Consider the following 15,889-nt stretch of genomic DNA (forward strand, 5'->3'; position numbering starts at 1 on the left):
CGGCGGCAAAACCGCTCAGGACCTTACACGCGTTGCGCTACCGCATCGACCACGCACAGGGCCGTCATGTTGACGATGCGGCGCACGGTGGCCGATGGCGTCAGGATATGCACCGGCTTGGCGCAGCCGAGCAGGATAGGGCCGACCGCGATGCCGTTGCCGGCGGCGGTTTTCACCAGGTTGTAGGCGATGTTGGCGGACTCGATGTTCGGCATCACCAGCAGGTTGGCGTCGTGTTTCAGGTCCGAATTGGGCATCAGCTTGTGGCGCAGCTTGCTGTCGAGCGCCGTGTCGCCATGCATTTCGCCATCGATTTCCAGTTCCGGCGCGCGTTCCTTGATGATGGCCAGCGCGGCGCGCATTTTTTGCGCCGAGGCGCTGTCGCTGGAACCGAAGTTCGAGTGCGACAGCAGCGCCGCGCGCGGCGACAGGCCGAAGCGGGTCATCTCTTCGGCGGCCATGATGGTGATCTCGGCCAATTGCCCGGCGTCCGGGTTTTCATTGACGTGGGTGTCGACCATCACCAGCTGGCGTTCAGGCATGATCAGCACGTTCATGGCGGCGTAGACATTGCTGCCGGCGCGCTTGCCCAGCACCTGGTCGATATATTTCAGGTGCAGCTGGGTGGTGCCGAAAGTGCCGCAGATCATGCCGTCGGCATGGCCCTTGTGTATCATCATCGAGCCGATCAGGCTGTGGCGGCGGCGCATTTCCAGCTTCGCGTATTCCTCGGTGACACCCTTGCGGCTGGTCATCTCGTAATACGTGGTCCAGTAATCGCGATAGCGCTCGTCGAAGTCGGGGTTGATGATGTCGAAGTCGACACCTTGCTTCAAACGCAGGCCGAACTTCTGGATGCGCGTTTCCAGCACGGCCGGACGGCCCACCAGGATAGGACGCGCCAGTTTCTCGTCGACCACCACTTGCACCGCGCGCAGCACGCGCTCTTCTTCGCCTTCGGCGTAGACGATGCGTTTCATTTCATTCGCGGTTTTCTTGGCCACCTGGAACAGCGGCTTCATGAAGGTGCCGCTGCGATAGACGAATTGCTGCAGGCTGTCGGCGTACGCTTGCAGGTCGGCGATCGGACGCGTGGCCACGCCCGACTCTTCGGCCGCCTTGGCCACCGCCGGCGCGATCTTGATCAGCAAACGCGGATCGAACGGCATCGGGATCAGGTATTCCGGGCCGAACGACAGGCTGGTGAAACCATAGGTGGTGGCGACGATGTCGGACTGTTCGGCGTGCGCCAGTTCGGCGATCGCGTGCACCACGGCAATTTCCATTTCACGCGTGATGGTGGTCGCGCCGCAATCGAGGGCGCCGCGGAAAATATACGGGAAGCACAGCACGTTGTTGACCTGGTTCGGGTAGTCCGAACGGCCGGTGCAGATGATGGCGTCGCCGCGCACGGCCTTCACGTCGTCGGGGGCGATTTCCGGATTCGGATTGGCCAGCGCCAGGATCAGCGGGTTCTTGGCCATGGTCTTGACCATGTCCTGTTTCAGCACGCCGCCGGCGGACAGGCCGAGGAAAATGTCGGCGTCCGGGATCACTTCGGCCAGGGTACGGGCGTCGGTCTCGCGCGCGAAACGTTCCTTGTCCGGATCCATCAGTTCGGTACGGCCCTTGTAGACCACGCCGGCCAGGTCGGTGACGAAAATGTTTTCCAGCGGGAAGCCCAGGTCGACGATGAGGTCCAGGCAGGCCAGGGCGGCGGCGCCGGCGCCCGAGACCACCAGTTTGCAATTCTTGATGTCCTTGCCGACATACTGGATGCCGTTCAGGATCGCCGCGCCAACGATGATGGCGGTGCCGTGCTGGTCGTCATGGAAGACGGGAATCTTCATGCGTTCGCGCAGCTGGCGTTCGATATAGAAACACTCGGGCGCCTTGATGTCTTCCAGGTTGACGCCGCCAAAGGTCGGCTCCAGCGACGCGATGATGTCGACCAGTTTGTCCGGGTCCAGCTCGTTGATTTCGATGTCGAACACGTCGATGCCGGCGAACTTCTTGAACAGCACACCCTTGCCTTCCATCACCGGCTTGGCGGCCAGCGGACCGATATTGCCCAGGCCCAGCACGGCCGTGCCATTGGTGATGACGGCCACCAGGTTGCCGCGCGCCGTGTATTTGTAGGCGTTGGCCGGATCGATGACGATTTCTTCGCAGGGCGCGGCCACGCCGGGCGAGTACGCCAGCGCCAGGTCGCGCTGGTTGGTCAGTGTCTTGGTAGGCGTCACGCTGATCTTGCCGGGGCGCGGAAACTCGTGATATTCGAGTGCGGCCAGGCGCAATTGTTGACGCAATTCTTCTTTTTTATCAGATGACGAATCCATGCTGTGCTGCCTTCCTGTTTGGTCGATCGGGGTGTTCGCGATTTTATCAGACCGATACTTTCAATTAGCTAGGTATTTTCCGCAAGCATAGTCTGATATCACGAAAGCGCATAACCTGCCATTGTAAAGGCCGCTGTCAGCACAAACCGGATTGGCTTCAAAAACTATCGATTAGCGGATATTGATAATTTTTGAAAATGATAGCTCATCTATTCAACATCAAAATTTTCTTCGGCCAAAAAACCGTAATCCCCGTCGATCAGCAGTTGCAGATACGCGTCAAAGCTGTCGGCGATGACCTGGTAGTTGTCAGGATCGTGCATGAAGCGCACCACCTGACCCACCTTGCCCGAGGCCGACGGATTGAAATCGACATACAGCACGGAGCTGCCGCCGTTGTTCATGCAGTGTGAAAAGCACAGGCGCTGGCCCTGCCTGATGGTGGCGTCGATGCGGGCATCGACGATGCCGGGATCTTGGTCGAGGTGGTGGCCATAAATCTCGGCGATGCTGCGCTGGCGCGATTGCTGGTCTGCGAGCATCTGCCCGACCGAACTCAGGTAGTAAGGATACTCGTAAGAGTCCGAGCCCAGCAGGTACACCGACACCTTGCCGCCAGCATACTGCTGATGGTAGGTGCCGTTGTAGATAGCCAGCAGCTGCAACAGGGTGTCCGGGCACAGCGGGTAGGCCTGGCGCAACTGGCCGAGCTGCTCATCGCTGGCGCCACTGGCCAGCGCCAGCGCGTCCAGGCTTTCCTGCGGCAAGCGCGCATGCACGCCGGCGAGGTAAGTGTCCAGCATGGCGGATTTATTGATCGGGGTCGACAAAGACATACTCCTGTTGGATCTGCAATTGCAGGTAATCGTCAAAGCTGGCGGCAATCACGCGATATTCATCGGGATCGTGCAGGAAGCGGATGACCTGCCCGGCCACGCCACCGGCGGCAGGCGCAAAATCGAGGTACAGCATCGAGGTGCCGCCATTGTTCATGCAGTGCGCAAAGCACAGCCGCTCGGCGCCGCTGGCGTGTAGATCGATGCCACTGTCGACCACGACGTCCTCATCGCCAGGCGGGTCGCCATAAATTTCGACAATGCTGTCGGGATACATGGCTTGGTCTTCCAGGATCTGTTCGACCGAGCGCAGGAAATACGGGTAACTGCCCATGGCCTCGTCGGCGCCCAGCGCCAGCACGGCCGTGGCGCCATCGTCATCATCGTCCCAGTGGGTGCCATTGACCTGGGTCAGCAAGGCCAGCAGGCTGGCGGGGCAAGGTGGAAACGCCTGCAGCAGGCTGTGCAGCTGCGCCGCGCTGGCGCCCGCGGCATTCGCCAGGCGCAGGCGCGGCGCTGGCGGCAGGGCGTGGCGCAATCCTGCCAGATACTGGTCGACGATCCGCATGCGTGATGAACTTTCGATTTTGCAAGATCGAAGAATATAGCAGTTCAGGACGCGCGGCCAGCGCACGCTAGCGCAACCTGGCACCCGGTGCAAAGCGCAGCGCGATCAGCAGCAGCAGCACCACGCCGGCGGCCATCACCATCCACGCCTGGGCCAGGCTGGCCGAATGCTGGCGGATCAGGCCGGCAATAAACGGCATGCTGCTGGCGATGATATAGCCGCCGCCCTGCACGAAGCCCAGCAGCGCGCCGGCGCCGGCCGGTTCCGTCACATGGTCCATGCTGACGATCAGCGACAGCGGAAACAGCGCGCCGATGCCGCAGCCGAGCAGTATCACCGCCGGGATCGCCAGCAGCTTGGGCGCGGCGATCAGGCAGGCCAGCCCCAGCAGGACCGACAGCAGTACCGCCAGCAGCAAAGGGCGGCGGTCAGGATAACGGTTGATCACGCTCGACACGCATAATCCGGACAGCACCTCCACCAGGGTCAGCGCGCCCAGCAGCAGGCCGCTGTGCGCCGCACTCCAGCCCAGCTCGGTATAAAACGGCGGCAGCCAGGCCAGCACCAGGGTGTAGGCGCCGGTGCCGATGCCGAAGAACACCATCAGCAGCCAGGCCCGGCCACTTCGCACCGGCAAGCTCGCGCCGGCGCCAGCGGCCACCTCGCGCCCGCCGCCCGCCGCGCGGCGCCACAGCAGCAGCGCGGCCAGGGCCGGCAGCGCCCACAGCGCCAGCAGCACCTGCCAGCCCAGGCTTTGGCCCAGTGGCGAAGCCGAGGCGGCGGCCAGCGCCGCGCCGCCCATGATGCCGGTCGTATAAAAGCCCATCAGCTGGCCGGCGCGCTCGGGAAAGTGGCGCTTGATAAACGCCGGCAGCAAGGCTTGCACCAGCGCGATGCCCAGGCCACCGAGCGCGGCGGTGGCGACCAGGCCGGCGCCGCCGTGCAAAGGCCAGCGCAACGCACAGGCCAGCGCAATGATGGCAATGCCCAGGCCCACGCCGCGCACCACGCCCAGGCGGCGCTGCAGTTGCGCGCCCGCCAGCGCACAGACGCCCATGGCAAACACGGGCACGGTGGTGAGCAGGCCGGCGTCGGCGCTGCTGATGCCGGTACTGGCCTGGATAGCGTCGAGCAAGGGGCCGATGGCGGCGAGGATGGGGCGCAGATTGAGGCCGAGCAGGATGATGGCCGCGATCAGCAGGGCGGAGGAATGGCGATGCGGCTGGTCTGTTTTCGATGGCATGGATAGTCCTTGCCTCGCACGGAGGCACATGGTTTAATATTTGAAGACAACTAACTTAATGAAAAGTATCTTAACATGAAGATGAAAAACAATCTCGACGTCAAGATAAAGGACGCTGCATGACGGACACGCCGCAAGAACACCAGCGCGCGCAATTTGCGGCCGAGCAATGGCAGCGCGAATTGCCGCAACTCGACACGCGCGCCATGCAGGTGGTGGGTCAGCTGGGCACGGTGGCGCAGCTGATGGCGCGCGACTGGCTCAATCCGCTGTTTGCCGAACACGGCTTGCAACCCGGCGAATTCGATGTGCTGGCGACCTTGCGCCGCTCGGGCGCGCCCTATGCATTGACGCCGACGGCGCTGTACGAGGCGGCCATGCTGTCATCGGGCGGCATGACCAACCGCATCGACCGGCTGGAAACGGCCGGCCTGATCGAACGCCAGAAGCACCCGAGCGACCGGCGCGGCGTGCTGGTCGCGCTCACAAGCCAGGGCAGGGAGTTGATCGACAAGCTGGTGCTGCTGCATGTGGCCAACGAGCAGCGCATGCTGGCGTCCTTGACGGCGCGCGAACAGGGGCAGCTGGGCCAGTTGCTGGCCAAGCTGCTGCAGGGTATGGCGCAGGCGAAAGCCTAGGACAGTACCCGGATCAGTTCTTGCAGAGGTGCATGATCCCGGTGGGACAGCTGCCGCAGTTGTTCTGGCGCATAACTGGCGTACAGCGCGTCGAGCGGCGCGTGACTGGCGGCGCGCAGATCGATGTCGCTGCCGGCGGGCGCGGGCAGATGGCCCTCGACATGGATGACGAAATAATGGCGTGGCGCACCGCGCCGATTGGCCGCGAACTGCAGCGCCAGGCCGTTGTCGAACAGCAGCGCACCGCTGCGCCAATTGCGCCGCAGCAGCACTCTGCAACCGGGCAGGGCTGGCTTGCCGACGGCGCGCAGCACGCCCGCCAGCCTGACCTGGTAGCCCAGTTCCAGGCCATTCGCGCACAAGCGGCCCTGCTCCAGAAACACCTTGAAGCCCAGCTGCACCGCCCTGCCCGCGCGGTGAAAACAGCGCTGATCTTCGTACAGGCAGATCTGCGCCGGATCGCCGCAGGCGTCAAAGCCGCGCGCGGCGAGTTCCTCGCGCGTGTAGCCGCGCAGGCCCATCACGGCGGGGTCGTGCAGCACGCCGTCACGCACATACGACTGCAGCACGGCATGGATATCGACAGTATTCATAGCAGGCAACAAAAAATGAAAACGATGCCATTGTAGGCCAGCCTATAATCGTGGTCCCGGCACACACACGCAATCGACCATGGCCCAGCCCGACAATCTTTCCGAATTCGACCTGATCAAACAGTATTTCGTGCGCCAGCGCGCCGGCCGCGCCACGCTCGGCATCGGCGACGACTGCGCCCTGCTGACACCATCAGCCGGCAAGCAGTTCGCGATTTCCTCGGACATGCTGGTGGAAGACCGGCATTTCTTTGCCGGCGCCGACCCGCGCAAACTCGGCCACAAAAGCCTGGCGGTGAACCTGTCGGACCTGGCCGCCATGGGCGCGCGCCCGGTGGCGTTTACGCTGGCGCTGGCGTTGCCGCAAGCGGACCGCGCCTGGCTGGCCGGCTTTGCCGCAGGCCTGTTTGCGCTGGCCGACGCCCACGATTGCGAACTGATCGGCGGCGACACCACCAAGGGCCCGTTGAATATCTGTATCACCGTGTTTGGCGAACTGGCGCCCGGCCAGGCGCTGCGCCGCAGCCACGCCGTGCCTGGTGACGACATCTGGATCAGCGGTACAGTGGGCGACGCGCGCCTGGCGCTGGCAGGCTACCGCATGGAGCAATCCTTGTCGGCCGAGGAACTGGCCAGCGCGGCGGTGCGCATGCACACGCCCACGCCGCGCGTGGCGCTGGGCCACGCCCTGGCCGAAAACAAGCTGGCGCACGCCGCCATCGATATCTCGGACGGTCTGGTGGGCGACCTGGGCCATATCCTGAAGGCCTCGCAAGTGGGCGCCACCCTCGATGTCGACGCCCTGCCCGCCGGCCCCATTCTGGCGCTACAGGACACCGGCTTGCGCCGCCGGTTCGCGGCCGCCGGCGGCGACGACTACGAGCTGTGCTTCACGGCACCCGCCGCCTCGCGCGCCGCCATCGCCGCGCTGGCCATTACCTGCGGCACACCGGCCACGCGCGTGGGCTGCATCGAAGCAGAGCCGGGCTTGCGGCTGGTGGACGCGAATGGCGTGGCGCTGGATTTGAGGCTCAGTTCGTTTGATCATTTCAGCGACTGATTTGTATGCTTTGGAGAGGCACCTTCTATGGTGCTGACGATGCGGCTTCCATGGCGATATGACCGGCAAAAGACGTGATGAAATTCTTCAGGCTGGTCAGTGGCGAGAGATCTTCATAAGCACCTGTGGTAATCGCCTCTTTCGGAGTAGCAATCACTGATGCCGCGGTGTATAGCTGCTCCTGCACCAGACGTTGGCACAGGATATCGTAACGCTTCAAATATGATGCCCCCAGAAACTCTGGAAAAACCGGCAAATGCAGCGATTTGTCACGTACTGTCGCGCGTGACTTGGGCGCATCTTCGACCACCATCAGCCAAGCGACAAAAGGTTTCGGGTATTTGCCAAACGCGTTCTCGCGATAAGCAGTCCAGATATCGTGCGCCGTACCCATCGCCTCCTCAGTCCGATTATTGAAATTATTCCCGAATGATGGACCGACCTGGCTCTTTAACTCAATCGCGGCGACAAGGCGATGATGGTGGATCACCAACAGATCCCATTTCTTGGTCGGCCGAAAATAGCCAGGGAGCGTGACCAGGGAAGAGCGCTGATGAACTTGTGCATCGGACAAACCGTTGGCAGCGACCAGCTGGACTGAAGAAAGCAAACAGCAATTTTAACAGTCCGGCCGCCGGGCTACACTTGGTTTATCTCAGTTGCGAACGTACCACCCCCGGTTGATTGACCGGGTGCGCGGCAAGCCCCGTCCTTCAGGGCGGGGTCAAGAGTGCGGACGGCACAGCTGTCCGGTTTCGCGCATCTAGTGAGGCGTCTGCTGCTGCTCGATGTATTGGCGGATAACTGCAATGGGCGCACCACCACAGCTGCCGGCGAAGCAGGACGGCGACCACAGCGCGCCGCCCCATAGCTTCTTGCAGATGCTCGGGTAGTTCTTCTTCCGCATCATCCGGCTGGACACGCCCTTCAAACTGTTAACAAGATTCGAGACGGAAATTTTTGGGGATAGTTCACCAGCAAGTGAACGTGGTCATGCTCGCCGTCGAATTCCACCAGATCCGCTTCAAAGTCCGCGCAGACGCTGGCGAACATCGGCTTCGCTGGACTGTGCAAGGCGCTCACCGGCTGGCGTCATGGCGTCGAGACACCGTGGCTAAAAGACGCGCCCTGCCACCCGCTACAACAGGCGCTCAAAGACTTGGAAAAGGCATACAAGAACTTCTTCGAGAAGAGCGCCGACTTCCCCAGCTTCAAACGTAAAGGCAGCGGCGACAGCTTGCGTTACCCGGACCCGAAACAGATTAAGCTCGATCAGGCCAACAACCACCTCTTTCTTCCCAAGTTGGGCTGGCTGCGTTACCGCAACAGCCGGGACATTCTCGGCGAACTGCGCAACGTCACCGTGAGCCAGTCTGGCGGCGAGTGGTTCGCGTCGATTCAGACGCAGCGCGAAGTCGACAGCTTCAAGAAACACCAGCAACGCCTTGCGCACTACCAGCGCCGCATGAGCCGCAAGGTCAAATTCAGCAACAACTGGCAGAAGGCGAAAGCCCGCATCCAGAAGATTCACCCCGGCATCGCCAACGCCCGGAGAGATTTCCTGCACAAGACCACAACGACGATCAGCCAAAACCACGCGCTCGTATGCATTGAGGATTTGCAGGTACGGAACATGCCCAGGTCTTCCAAGGGCAACAGCGAACAGCACGGCAAGAAGGTGCGCCAAAGTCCGGCCTGAATCGTGCCATTCTCGACCAGGGTTGGGGCGAGTTCCGCCGCCAGCTTGGCGACAAGGCCGCATGGAACGGCGGCATGCTACTAGCCGTTCCACCGCACCACACCAGCCAGACGTGTCCGGCCTGTGGGCATGTCTCAAAAGATAATCGGCAGACTCAGGCCAAATTCCTGTGTGTCGCTTGCGGCTACGAAGATCACGCCGATGTGGTCGGCGCGATCAATGTTTTAGAGCGGGGATACCGCTTGTTAGCCTGTGGAGAGTCGGCGCGGTCAGGCTGCTCGATGAAGCAGGAACCCACGAAGCGACTGCGCAAATTACCGCGTAGCGCCGTAGGAATCCCCTTCCTTCAGGGAGGGGAGGATGTCAACATCCAGTAATGCTGGAACGCCAGCCGGATATTGTCGCGCAGCTCGGTGTCGTCCCAGGGCTTGGTGTAGAAGCGGTAGATGGCGCCGCGGTTGATCGCGTCGAGCACGGCTTCGAGGCCGGTGTAGCCGGACAGGATGATGCGGATGGTTGCCGGATACAGTTCCTTGACCTTGCTGAGAAACTCCGTGCCACTGAGGCCGGTCATGCGCTGGTCGCAGACGATCACGTGCACCCGATGCAGAGCCAGCAGTTCAAAGCCTTCGGCGGGCGTGCTGGCCGTCAGAATCTGGTAGCCATCGGGGCGGAACAGGCGGTGCAGCGAGGACAGCACATTGACGTCCTCGTCGACAATCAACAGGGTTTGCGCCGGCTGCGCGGCCGGGTCGTGGCCGGGCGGCAAGCCTGCGCCGGCGACGATGATCTGGCCCATCTCCAGCGCCGGCAGGGCGCGGCTGAAATAAAAGCCCTGGATTTCGTCGCAGCGGTTGCGCCGCAGGTATTCCAGTTGCGGCCGCGATTCGACGCCTTCGGCCACCACGCTCAGTTTCAGGCTGTGCGCCATGCTGATGATGGCCAGCGCGATGGCCGCGTCGTTGGGGCTGCTGGTAATGTTGCGGACAAAAGCGATATCGATTTTCAGCTTGTCGATCGGAAAACGCTGCAGATAGGCCAGGCTGGAATAGCCGGTGCCGAAGTCGTCGATGGCCACCTTCACGCCGATCTTCTTGAGCTTGCCCAGCACGATGATGGTGCGCTCGGCGTTCGACATCAGCGCCGTTTCCGTCAGTTCCAGTTCCAGCAGCTCGGCCGGCACCTGGTAGCGCACCAGCGCGCGCGTCACCTCGCCGTCCAGGTCGCCTTCGGCAAACTGCCGGCTCGACACATTGACGGCCACGCGCACCGGGCCCACACCCTCGTCGCGCCACTGCGCGACCTGGCGGCAGGCGGCCTGGATTACCCAGGCGCCGACGCGCCCGATCAGGCCGGTGTCTTCCAGCACCGGCACGAATTCGGCCGGCGCCACCAGGCCGTAGCCGGGGCGGCGCCAGCGCAGCAGCGCTTCCACCCCGCTGATGCGGCCGGTGCGCAGGTCGACCTTGGGCTGGTAGTGCAGGATGAACTGTTGATGCTCCAAGGCATGGCGCAGCGCCAGCTCCAGGTCCAGCCGCGCCAGCACCTGCACGTTCATGCCGGCCGTAAAAAACCGGTAGCCGTCGCGCCCGGCCTGCTTGGCGCCGCCCATCGCCGTATTGGCGTACTTGATCAGCGTTTCCGGGTCCTGCGCGTCGTCGGGATACATGGCGATGCCGATGCTGGCCGTCAGGGTCGCCGCATGGCCGTGCAGGTCGAACGGCGCGCGCAGGGTGTCGCGCACCTGGTTGGCCACCGCCACGGCGTCCTGCTGGTTGCGGCTCATGGTGAGGATCAGCGCGAATTCATCGTTGCCCAGGCGCCCGACGGTATCGCGCAGGCGCACGCAGGCCACCAGGCGATTGCTGAACTGGCGCAGCAATTCGTCGCCCAGCGCCGCGCCGAGGGTGTCGTTGATGCTCTTGAAGCGGTCGAGCGCGATGAACAGCACCACGATGCGCCATGATTTTTCCTGCGCCAGTTCAACCGCCTGCGCCAGCGTCTGGTAGAACAGGCCGCGGTTCGGCAAGCCCGTCAGGCTGTCGTAGTGGGCCAGGTGTTTCAGCCGTTCCTGCACCTGGCGCCGCTCGCTGATGTCGCGCGCGACGGCGATCAGCAGCGGCCCGCCGGTGCTCGTCTGCAGCTGCGCCGGGTCGCAAGCCGGCGCATACCAGTGCCATGTCAATTCGACCGGCACCATGGCCAGGTCGCTGCGCAGCAACTCGCATTCGCTGGCGTCCAGCGCCAGGTGCGCCGGTGCATCGCGCAAGCCGGCCGGCGGCAAGGGCGGCGCCGGCAACAGCACGCCGGGCGCCAGCGCCAGCAGTTTCTCGCGCGCATGGCCCAGCAGGCGGCAGGCGCCATCGTTGACATCGACCAGCGCCATGCTCAGCATGTCGACCAGGAAGATGGCGTCGCTGGTGGCGTCCATCGCGCCGCGAAAGCGCCGCAATTCGGCCGAGCGCTGGCTGACCATCGCTTCGAGCTGCGCGCTGTGCAGGCGCGCGGCGCGGTGCAGCAGCCGCACTTCGAGCATGTTGCGGATGCGCGTGAGCACTTCCAATGCATCGAAGGGCTTGCTGATAAAGTCGCGCGCGCCAGCCTCCAGTGCCGCCAGCCTGGCGTCGGGGTCGGCCGTGATCACCAGCACCGGCAGATAGCCTTCGCGCTCCAGCGGGCGCAGCGCATCCATCACCGCATAGCCGCTCATGGCCGGCATCACCAGGTCGAGGATGATCAGGTCGAACTGGTGGCACTGGTGCAGCGCGGCCACGGCGTGCGCGTCGAGAGTGCTGCTGAGCGCCGTATAGCCGCCGCTTTCAAGCAGATGTTCGAGCAGGCGCAGATTGACTTCCTGGTCGTCGACGATCAGGATGCGCGCGCCGTAAATATCGGCCTGGCTGATCATGCGGACGCTCCCGTCACGTTGGCGGACGACACGCCGGCCGGCAAGGCGCCAGCCGTCCGCAGCACGATCGAAAAGGTGCTGCCCACGCCAGGCGTGCTGGTGACGCTGATACCGCCGTCCATCAATTCCACCAGCCGCCTGGTGACCACCAGGCCGATGCCGCTGCCCTCCTGCGCGCCGCCCTCCTGTCCCAGGCGGTTGAACGGCTGGAACAGCTGCGCCTGCTGGGCGCTGTCGAGTCCCATGCCGGTATCGCGCACGCTGATGCCGATCCGGCCATCGGCCTGCATGGCGCAAGCGATGCTCACTTGCCCCTGCTCACGGTTGTACTTGATCGCGTTCGACAGCAAATTGAGCAGGATCTGTTTCAAGCGCGTGCGGTCGGCCTGCACGTGGAGCGCGCCATCCTCGTCAAACACCATGGCGATGCCGCGCCCGGCCGCCAGCGGCGCCGTCATGTGGCGGCATTCTTCCAGCAGCGGCCGCAAGGCCACCGCTTCGAGCGACAGGCTCAGCGTACCCGACTCGACCTTGGCCAGGTCGAGGATTTCATTGATCAAGGTGAGCAGGTGGCGGCCCGCTTTCAGGATGTGGCCGGCGAATTCCTTCTTTTGCTCCGGGGTCGACGGCAAGCGGTCCGAGCTGAGAATTTGCGCAAAGCCGAGGATGGCGTTGAGCGGCGTGCGCAGTTCATGGCTCATCGACGACACAAAGGCCGACTTGGCCTGGTTGGCGCTGCGCGCCTCGTGCATGGCCAGCGCCAGCTCGCCATTGGCCAGTTCCAGCTGCATGGTGCGTTCATGCACGCGCCCTTCCAGTTCCTGGTTCAGCCGCATCACTTCCTGCTGCGCCTGCGCGCGCTGCGCCGCCTCGCGCGCCAGTTCGCCGTTCGAGCGCTCCAGCGCCTGCGTGCGCTGCTCGACTTCGGCCAGCATCTGGTTGAAGGAATCGGCCAGTTGCGCCACTTCGTCGACGCTGAGCTTGCGCGCGCGGCGCGCATAGTCGCCCGTGTCGATCACGCTGCGGGCCACTTCGGCAATATCGAGGATGGGCTGGATGATCACATGATCGAGGCGGCGCAACAGCAGCCAGGCCATCAGCAGCGCCAGCACCGTCACGCCCAGCGCAATGGCCAGGTAGTCGGCCAGCATCATGCGCTGCCCGCCGTGCATGTCGTAGGCGAGGATGGCGGCCAGGCAAATCAGCAAGGTCATCAGCGTGCTGAGCAGCACCACCGAGGCCAGCCTGTGACGAATCGAGCGCAGCCGTATCATGGGGCAGTCCGCGACAGCATGGACCAGCCAGCCAGGCAGAAGCACCTGGAAAAACCGTCGCCTGGTAGCGGATTCGATCGTGCCATGACAGCCAAGAAAAAATGATTGCGATAAATCGTACGCCAGTCACTGCCCGGCATGCTTGCAATAAGTGTAAACATTTTTCGCTGTCAAAGGGGAAACTTTTTATGCGCTGCGTGCGGCTTTTGCGGCACAATGCGCTGTGCTACAGTCGGCACCTGCCCAACTGCCTGTCTGATCCGATATCCATGAACAAAGAACTTGTTGAGTTGGCCCGCAATGTGGGCCAGGCCCTGCATGCCAAGGGGAAATTACTGGCCACGGCCGAATCGTGCACCGGCGGCGGCGTGGCCCAGGCCGTGACCGACATCGCCGGCTGCAGCGCCTGGTTCGAGCGCGGCTTCGTCACCTATACCAATGTGTCCAAGACCGAGATGCTGGGCGTGCCGGCGCAGCTGCTCGCCAGCCACGGCGCCGTCAGCGAGGAAGTGGCGGCCGCCATGGCGCAAGGCGCACTGGCGCACAGCACTGCCCAGGTGGCCGTGGCCACCACCGGCATCGCCGGCCCCGGCGGCGCCGTGCCCGGCAAGCCGGTCGGCACGGTCTGCTTCGGCTGGGCCAGCGCCGGCGCCGTGCACACCGAGCGGCAAGTGTTTGCCGGCGACCGCCAGGCCGTGCGCGAGCAGGCGGTGGCGCATGCCTTGCAGGGTTTGCTGCGCTTCATATAGCCGGCACGGCGATCATGGAACGGTCGCGGCCGGCCTGCTTGGCCGCGTACAGGGCGCTGTCGGCGCGCATCAGCAATTCGTGGCGGCCGGCGCCATGCAGCGGATACTCGGCGATGCCGGCCGAAAAAGTGCAGCCGGACAAGCTATGCGGCGCCTGCCTGATCAGCAGCTGGCGGTAGCGCGCGGCAATGGCGTCGATCTTGCGCGCCGCCAGCAGGCTGTCGGCCTCGCGCAGCAGCAAGCAAAATTCCTCGCCGCCATAGCGGCATACCATATCGCTGCCGCGCAGCTGGCCTTCGACCAGGCGCGCAAACTGGATCAGCACTTCATCGCCGAAATTATGGCCGTAGGTATCATTGATGCGCTTGAAAAAATCGAGGTCAATGATGATGATGGCCACCGGCTCATCGCCATTGGCCTCGTGCAGGATGGCGTTCAGGCAGGTTTCGAAATGGCGGCGGTTGTACAAGCCCGTCAGGTGGTCGCGCATGGCCTGTTCCTTCAGGCTGTCCTGCAGCGAATTGACGTGCATGATCTGGTGCGCCAGTTCGCGGTTCAGGTGCTCGAGCTTGACGTTTTCCGATTCGCGCGCGGCCTGCAGTTCCAGCGCCTTGTCGCGCTCGGTCTTGAGGCTGCGCATTTCCTTTTCCAGGTTGCGCATCAGCACCCGCGAGGCGCGCGCGGAACGGCTGCCCGCTTCGAAAGCGGCGTGATACTGCTGCAAAAAACCATAGGCGTCCTGCCAATGGCCCAGCTGCGCATGGATGTCGGACAAGCCGCGCAGTATCTGCTGCCGGTGAAACGGATTGCGCGTCCAGCTGAGCAGGCTGTGCGCCTGCGTCAAGGACACCAGCGCGGTGGCGGCATCGCCCGCATGCAGGTCGAGCTTGCCGCGCACCAGCCATACATGCATCTGCTCTTCCAGGTCCTGCGCCTGCTTCGCGTATTGATCGGCGCGCTGCAGCAGGTCCAGCGCCGTTTGCGCTTGCTGCAGAGAAATGGCGGCATGGGCGGCGATGCAGAACAGAAAGGCGCGGATCGCCAGGTCGTCCTCGGGCCACTCGTAAAACGGTTCGACCAGCGCCAGCGCTTCGGCCGGCTTGCCGGTGGCCAGCAAACACATGGCCAGGTTGGCCGAGACGATGGTGTGCTGGTAGCGCAGCTTTTGCGTGCCGATGATGTCGAGCGCCTCATATAACAGCGGAATCGCGTCTTCATCGTTGCCCAGGTCGTGCTGCGACGAGGCCAGGTTCGACAGGCTGTTGACCCGGTGCGCCGGCGTGCCGAAGCGCTCGGCGATATCGAGCGCCAGCAGGAAATTGCGCGGCCCTTCCTGCGTGCCGCCACGGTTCAGCGCATCGACGCCCAGGCGCGCATACAGCATGAATTTATGCAGGGAATCGGGAATCTGCGCCGCCAGCTGGCGCGCCAGCAAAAAAAACTGTTCCGCTTCGGCAAATGCGCCGCGCCTGCTGGCATACGCGCCCTGCAGCGCGGCCACTGCCATGCCGCCTTCGAGGTCATAGCACTGATGAAAATACTGCTGCAATGCGGCAATCGCAGGTTCGGCCTCGCCGCCATAATAGGCCAGCCAGCACTGGTTCAGTTCGGCGTACGCCTGGCCGCGCGGATACTGCTGGCGCTCGGCAGCGGCCAGCGCCAGTTGCACCAGGCGCCGGGCCTGGCGGCGGTTGCCCACCACGCAGGACAAGCCCTGCATATTGAGACGGTCTATATCGGCTTGATCGAGACTGGAGAGCGGCACGGCAACCTTTTCACACTCTGGGGTGGATTTTTTACACAAAAATTGCTTTGTATCAATGGTATTCTTCTCCCTTCATCATAACCAGATTTGCCTTCGTACATGGTATCTTTGCAAACGGTTGTGGTAAAAACACCAGTGCGTGCCGCCGGCCGGCCCCTGCGCCAACGGTTGCCTGTGGAACAAAAAAGCACTATTCTCAGTAATTGCCTTCCGCCAC

General features: G+C 63.3%; 12 protein-coding genes and 2 pseudogenes. 4 read left to right on the top strand and 10 right to left on the bottom strand.

What is annotated here, in order from left to right:
- Positions 1 to 23: 23 nt before the first annotated feature.
- From ASR47_RS06305 to ASR47_RS06320, 4 genes are all read right to left on the bottom strand, one after another.
- Positions 24 to 2,339 carry an NADP-dependent malic enzyme gene (locus ASR47_RS06305; RefSeq protein ID WP_065306908.1) on the bottom strand — a complete coding sequence of 772 codons (2,316 nt, stop codon included), beginning with the start codon at positions 2,337 to 2,339 and terminating at the stop codon, positions 24 to 26.
- Between the two features lie 209 nt (positions 2,340 to 2,548).
- Positions 2,549 to 3,142 carry an SMI1/KNR4 family protein gene (locus ASR47_RS06310; RefSeq protein ID WP_065306909.1) on the bottom strand — a complete coding sequence of 198 codons (594 nt, stop codon included), beginning with the start codon at positions 3,140 to 3,142 and terminating at the stop codon, positions 2,549 to 2,551.
- Between the two features lie 7 nt (positions 3,143 to 3,149).
- Positions 3,150 to 3,743 carry an SMI1/KNR4 family protein gene (locus tag ASR47_RS06315; RefSeq protein WP_065306910.1) on the bottom strand — a complete coding sequence of 198 codons (594 nt, stop codon included), beginning with the start codon at positions 3,741 to 3,743 and terminating at the stop codon, positions 3,150 to 3,152.
- 67 nt (positions 3,744 to 3,810) lie between these two features.
- Positions 3,811 to 4,986: an MFS transporter gene (locus ASR47_RS06320; protein ID WP_065306911.1), complete on the bottom strand. Its 1,176-nt coding sequence runs from the start codon at positions 4,984 to 4,986 to the stop codon at positions 3,811 to 3,813.
- Between the two features lie 119 nt (positions 4,987 to 5,105).
- Here ASR47_RS06320 and ASR47_RS06325 point away from each other — a divergent pair, with 119 nt between their 5' ends.
- On the top strand, positions 5,106 to 5,624 hold the full coding sequence (locus tag ASR47_RS06325; RefSeq protein WP_065306912.1) for a MarR family winged helix-turn-helix transcriptional regulator: 519 nt from the start codon (positions 5,106 to 5,108) through the stop codon (positions 5,622 to 5,624).
- Here ASR47_RS06325 and ASR47_RS06330 read toward each other — a convergent pair.
- Entirely contained in the window at positions 5,621 to 6,217 is a 597-nt protein-coding gene (locus tag ASR47_RS06330; protein ID WP_065306913.1) for a hypothetical protein, read from the bottom strand. The two genes, ASR47_RS06325 and ASR47_RS06330, sit on opposite strands and share 4 nt — an antisense overlap.
- Positions 6,218 to 6,296: 79 nt before the next feature.
- Between ASR47_RS06330 and thiL the strand changes: the two genes are divergently transcribed.
- Positions 6,297 to 7,277, top strand: a complete 981-nt coding sequence (gene thiL / locus ASR47_RS06335; protein ID WP_065306914.1) for a thiamine-phosphate kinase — start codon at positions 6,297 to 6,299, stop codon at positions 7,275 to 7,277.
- Between the two features lie 25 nt (positions 7,278 to 7,302).
- Here thiL and ASR47_RS06340 read toward each other — a convergent pair whose 3' ends face one another.
- The gene (locus ASR47_RS06340) at positions 7,303 to 7,887 is read right to left on the bottom strand and encodes a PaeR7I family type II restriction endonuclease (protein ID WP_082988772.1); all 585 of its coding nucleotides are present in this window, start codon (positions 7,885 to 7,887) and stop codon (positions 7,303 to 7,305) included.
- Between the two features lie 153 nt (positions 7,888 to 8,040).
- Positions 8,041 to 8,336: pseudogene (gene tnpA / locus ASR47_RS06345) on the bottom strand (IS200/IS605 family transposase); the annotation flags it as partial.
- Here tnpA and ASR47_RS27840 point away from each other — a divergent pair.
- Positions 8,329 to 9,353 (top strand): annotated as a pseudogene (locus tag ASR47_RS27840) (RNA-guided endonuclease InsQ/TnpB family protein); the annotation flags it as partial. The pseudogenes tnpA and ASR47_RS27840 sit on opposite strands and share 8 nt — an antisense overlap.
- Here ASR47_RS27840 and ASR47_RS06355 read toward each other — a convergent pair.
- Positions 9,323 to 11,884, bottom strand: coding sequence for an EAL domain-containing protein (locus ASR47_RS06355; protein ID WP_065306915.1), 2,562 nt, complete (start codon positions 11,882 to 11,884; stop codon positions 9,323 to 9,325). The pseudogene ASR47_RS27840 and the gene ASR47_RS06355 overlap by 31 nt on opposite strands.
- A complete protein-coding gene (locus ASR47_RS06360) occupies positions 11,881 to 13,158 on the bottom strand; it encodes a sensor histidine kinase (RefSeq protein WP_065306916.1) in 1,278 nt (425 codons plus the stop codon). Before ASR47_RS06360 ends, ASR47_RS06355 begins: the two co-directional genes overlap by 4 nt.
- A 269-nt stretch (positions 13,159 to 13,427) precedes the next feature.
- Between ASR47_RS06360 and ASR47_RS06365 the strand changes: the two genes are divergently transcribed.
- Complete coding sequence (locus ASR47_RS06365; protein ID WP_065306917.1) at positions 13,428 to 13,907, top strand: CinA family protein; 480 nt, start codon at positions 13,428 to 13,430, stop codon at positions 13,905 to 13,907.
- Here the strand turns inward: ASR47_RS06365 and ASR47_RS06370 are convergent.
- Positions 13,900 to 15,672, bottom strand: coding sequence for a GGDEF domain-containing protein (locus ASR47_RS06370; protein WP_245714275.1), 1,773 nt, complete (start codon positions 15,670 to 15,672; stop codon positions 13,900 to 13,902). The two genes, ASR47_RS06365 and ASR47_RS06370, sit on opposite strands and share 8 nt — an antisense overlap.
- Between the last annotated feature and the right edge of the window lie 217 nt (positions 15,673 to 15,889).

Origin of the sequence: Janthinobacterium psychrotolerans (assembly GCF_001677885.1) — a bacterium.
GTDB classification, from domain to species: domain Bacteria; phylum Pseudomonadota; class Gammaproteobacteria; order Burkholderiales; family Burkholderiaceae_D; genus Janthinobacterium; species Janthinobacterium psychrotolerans.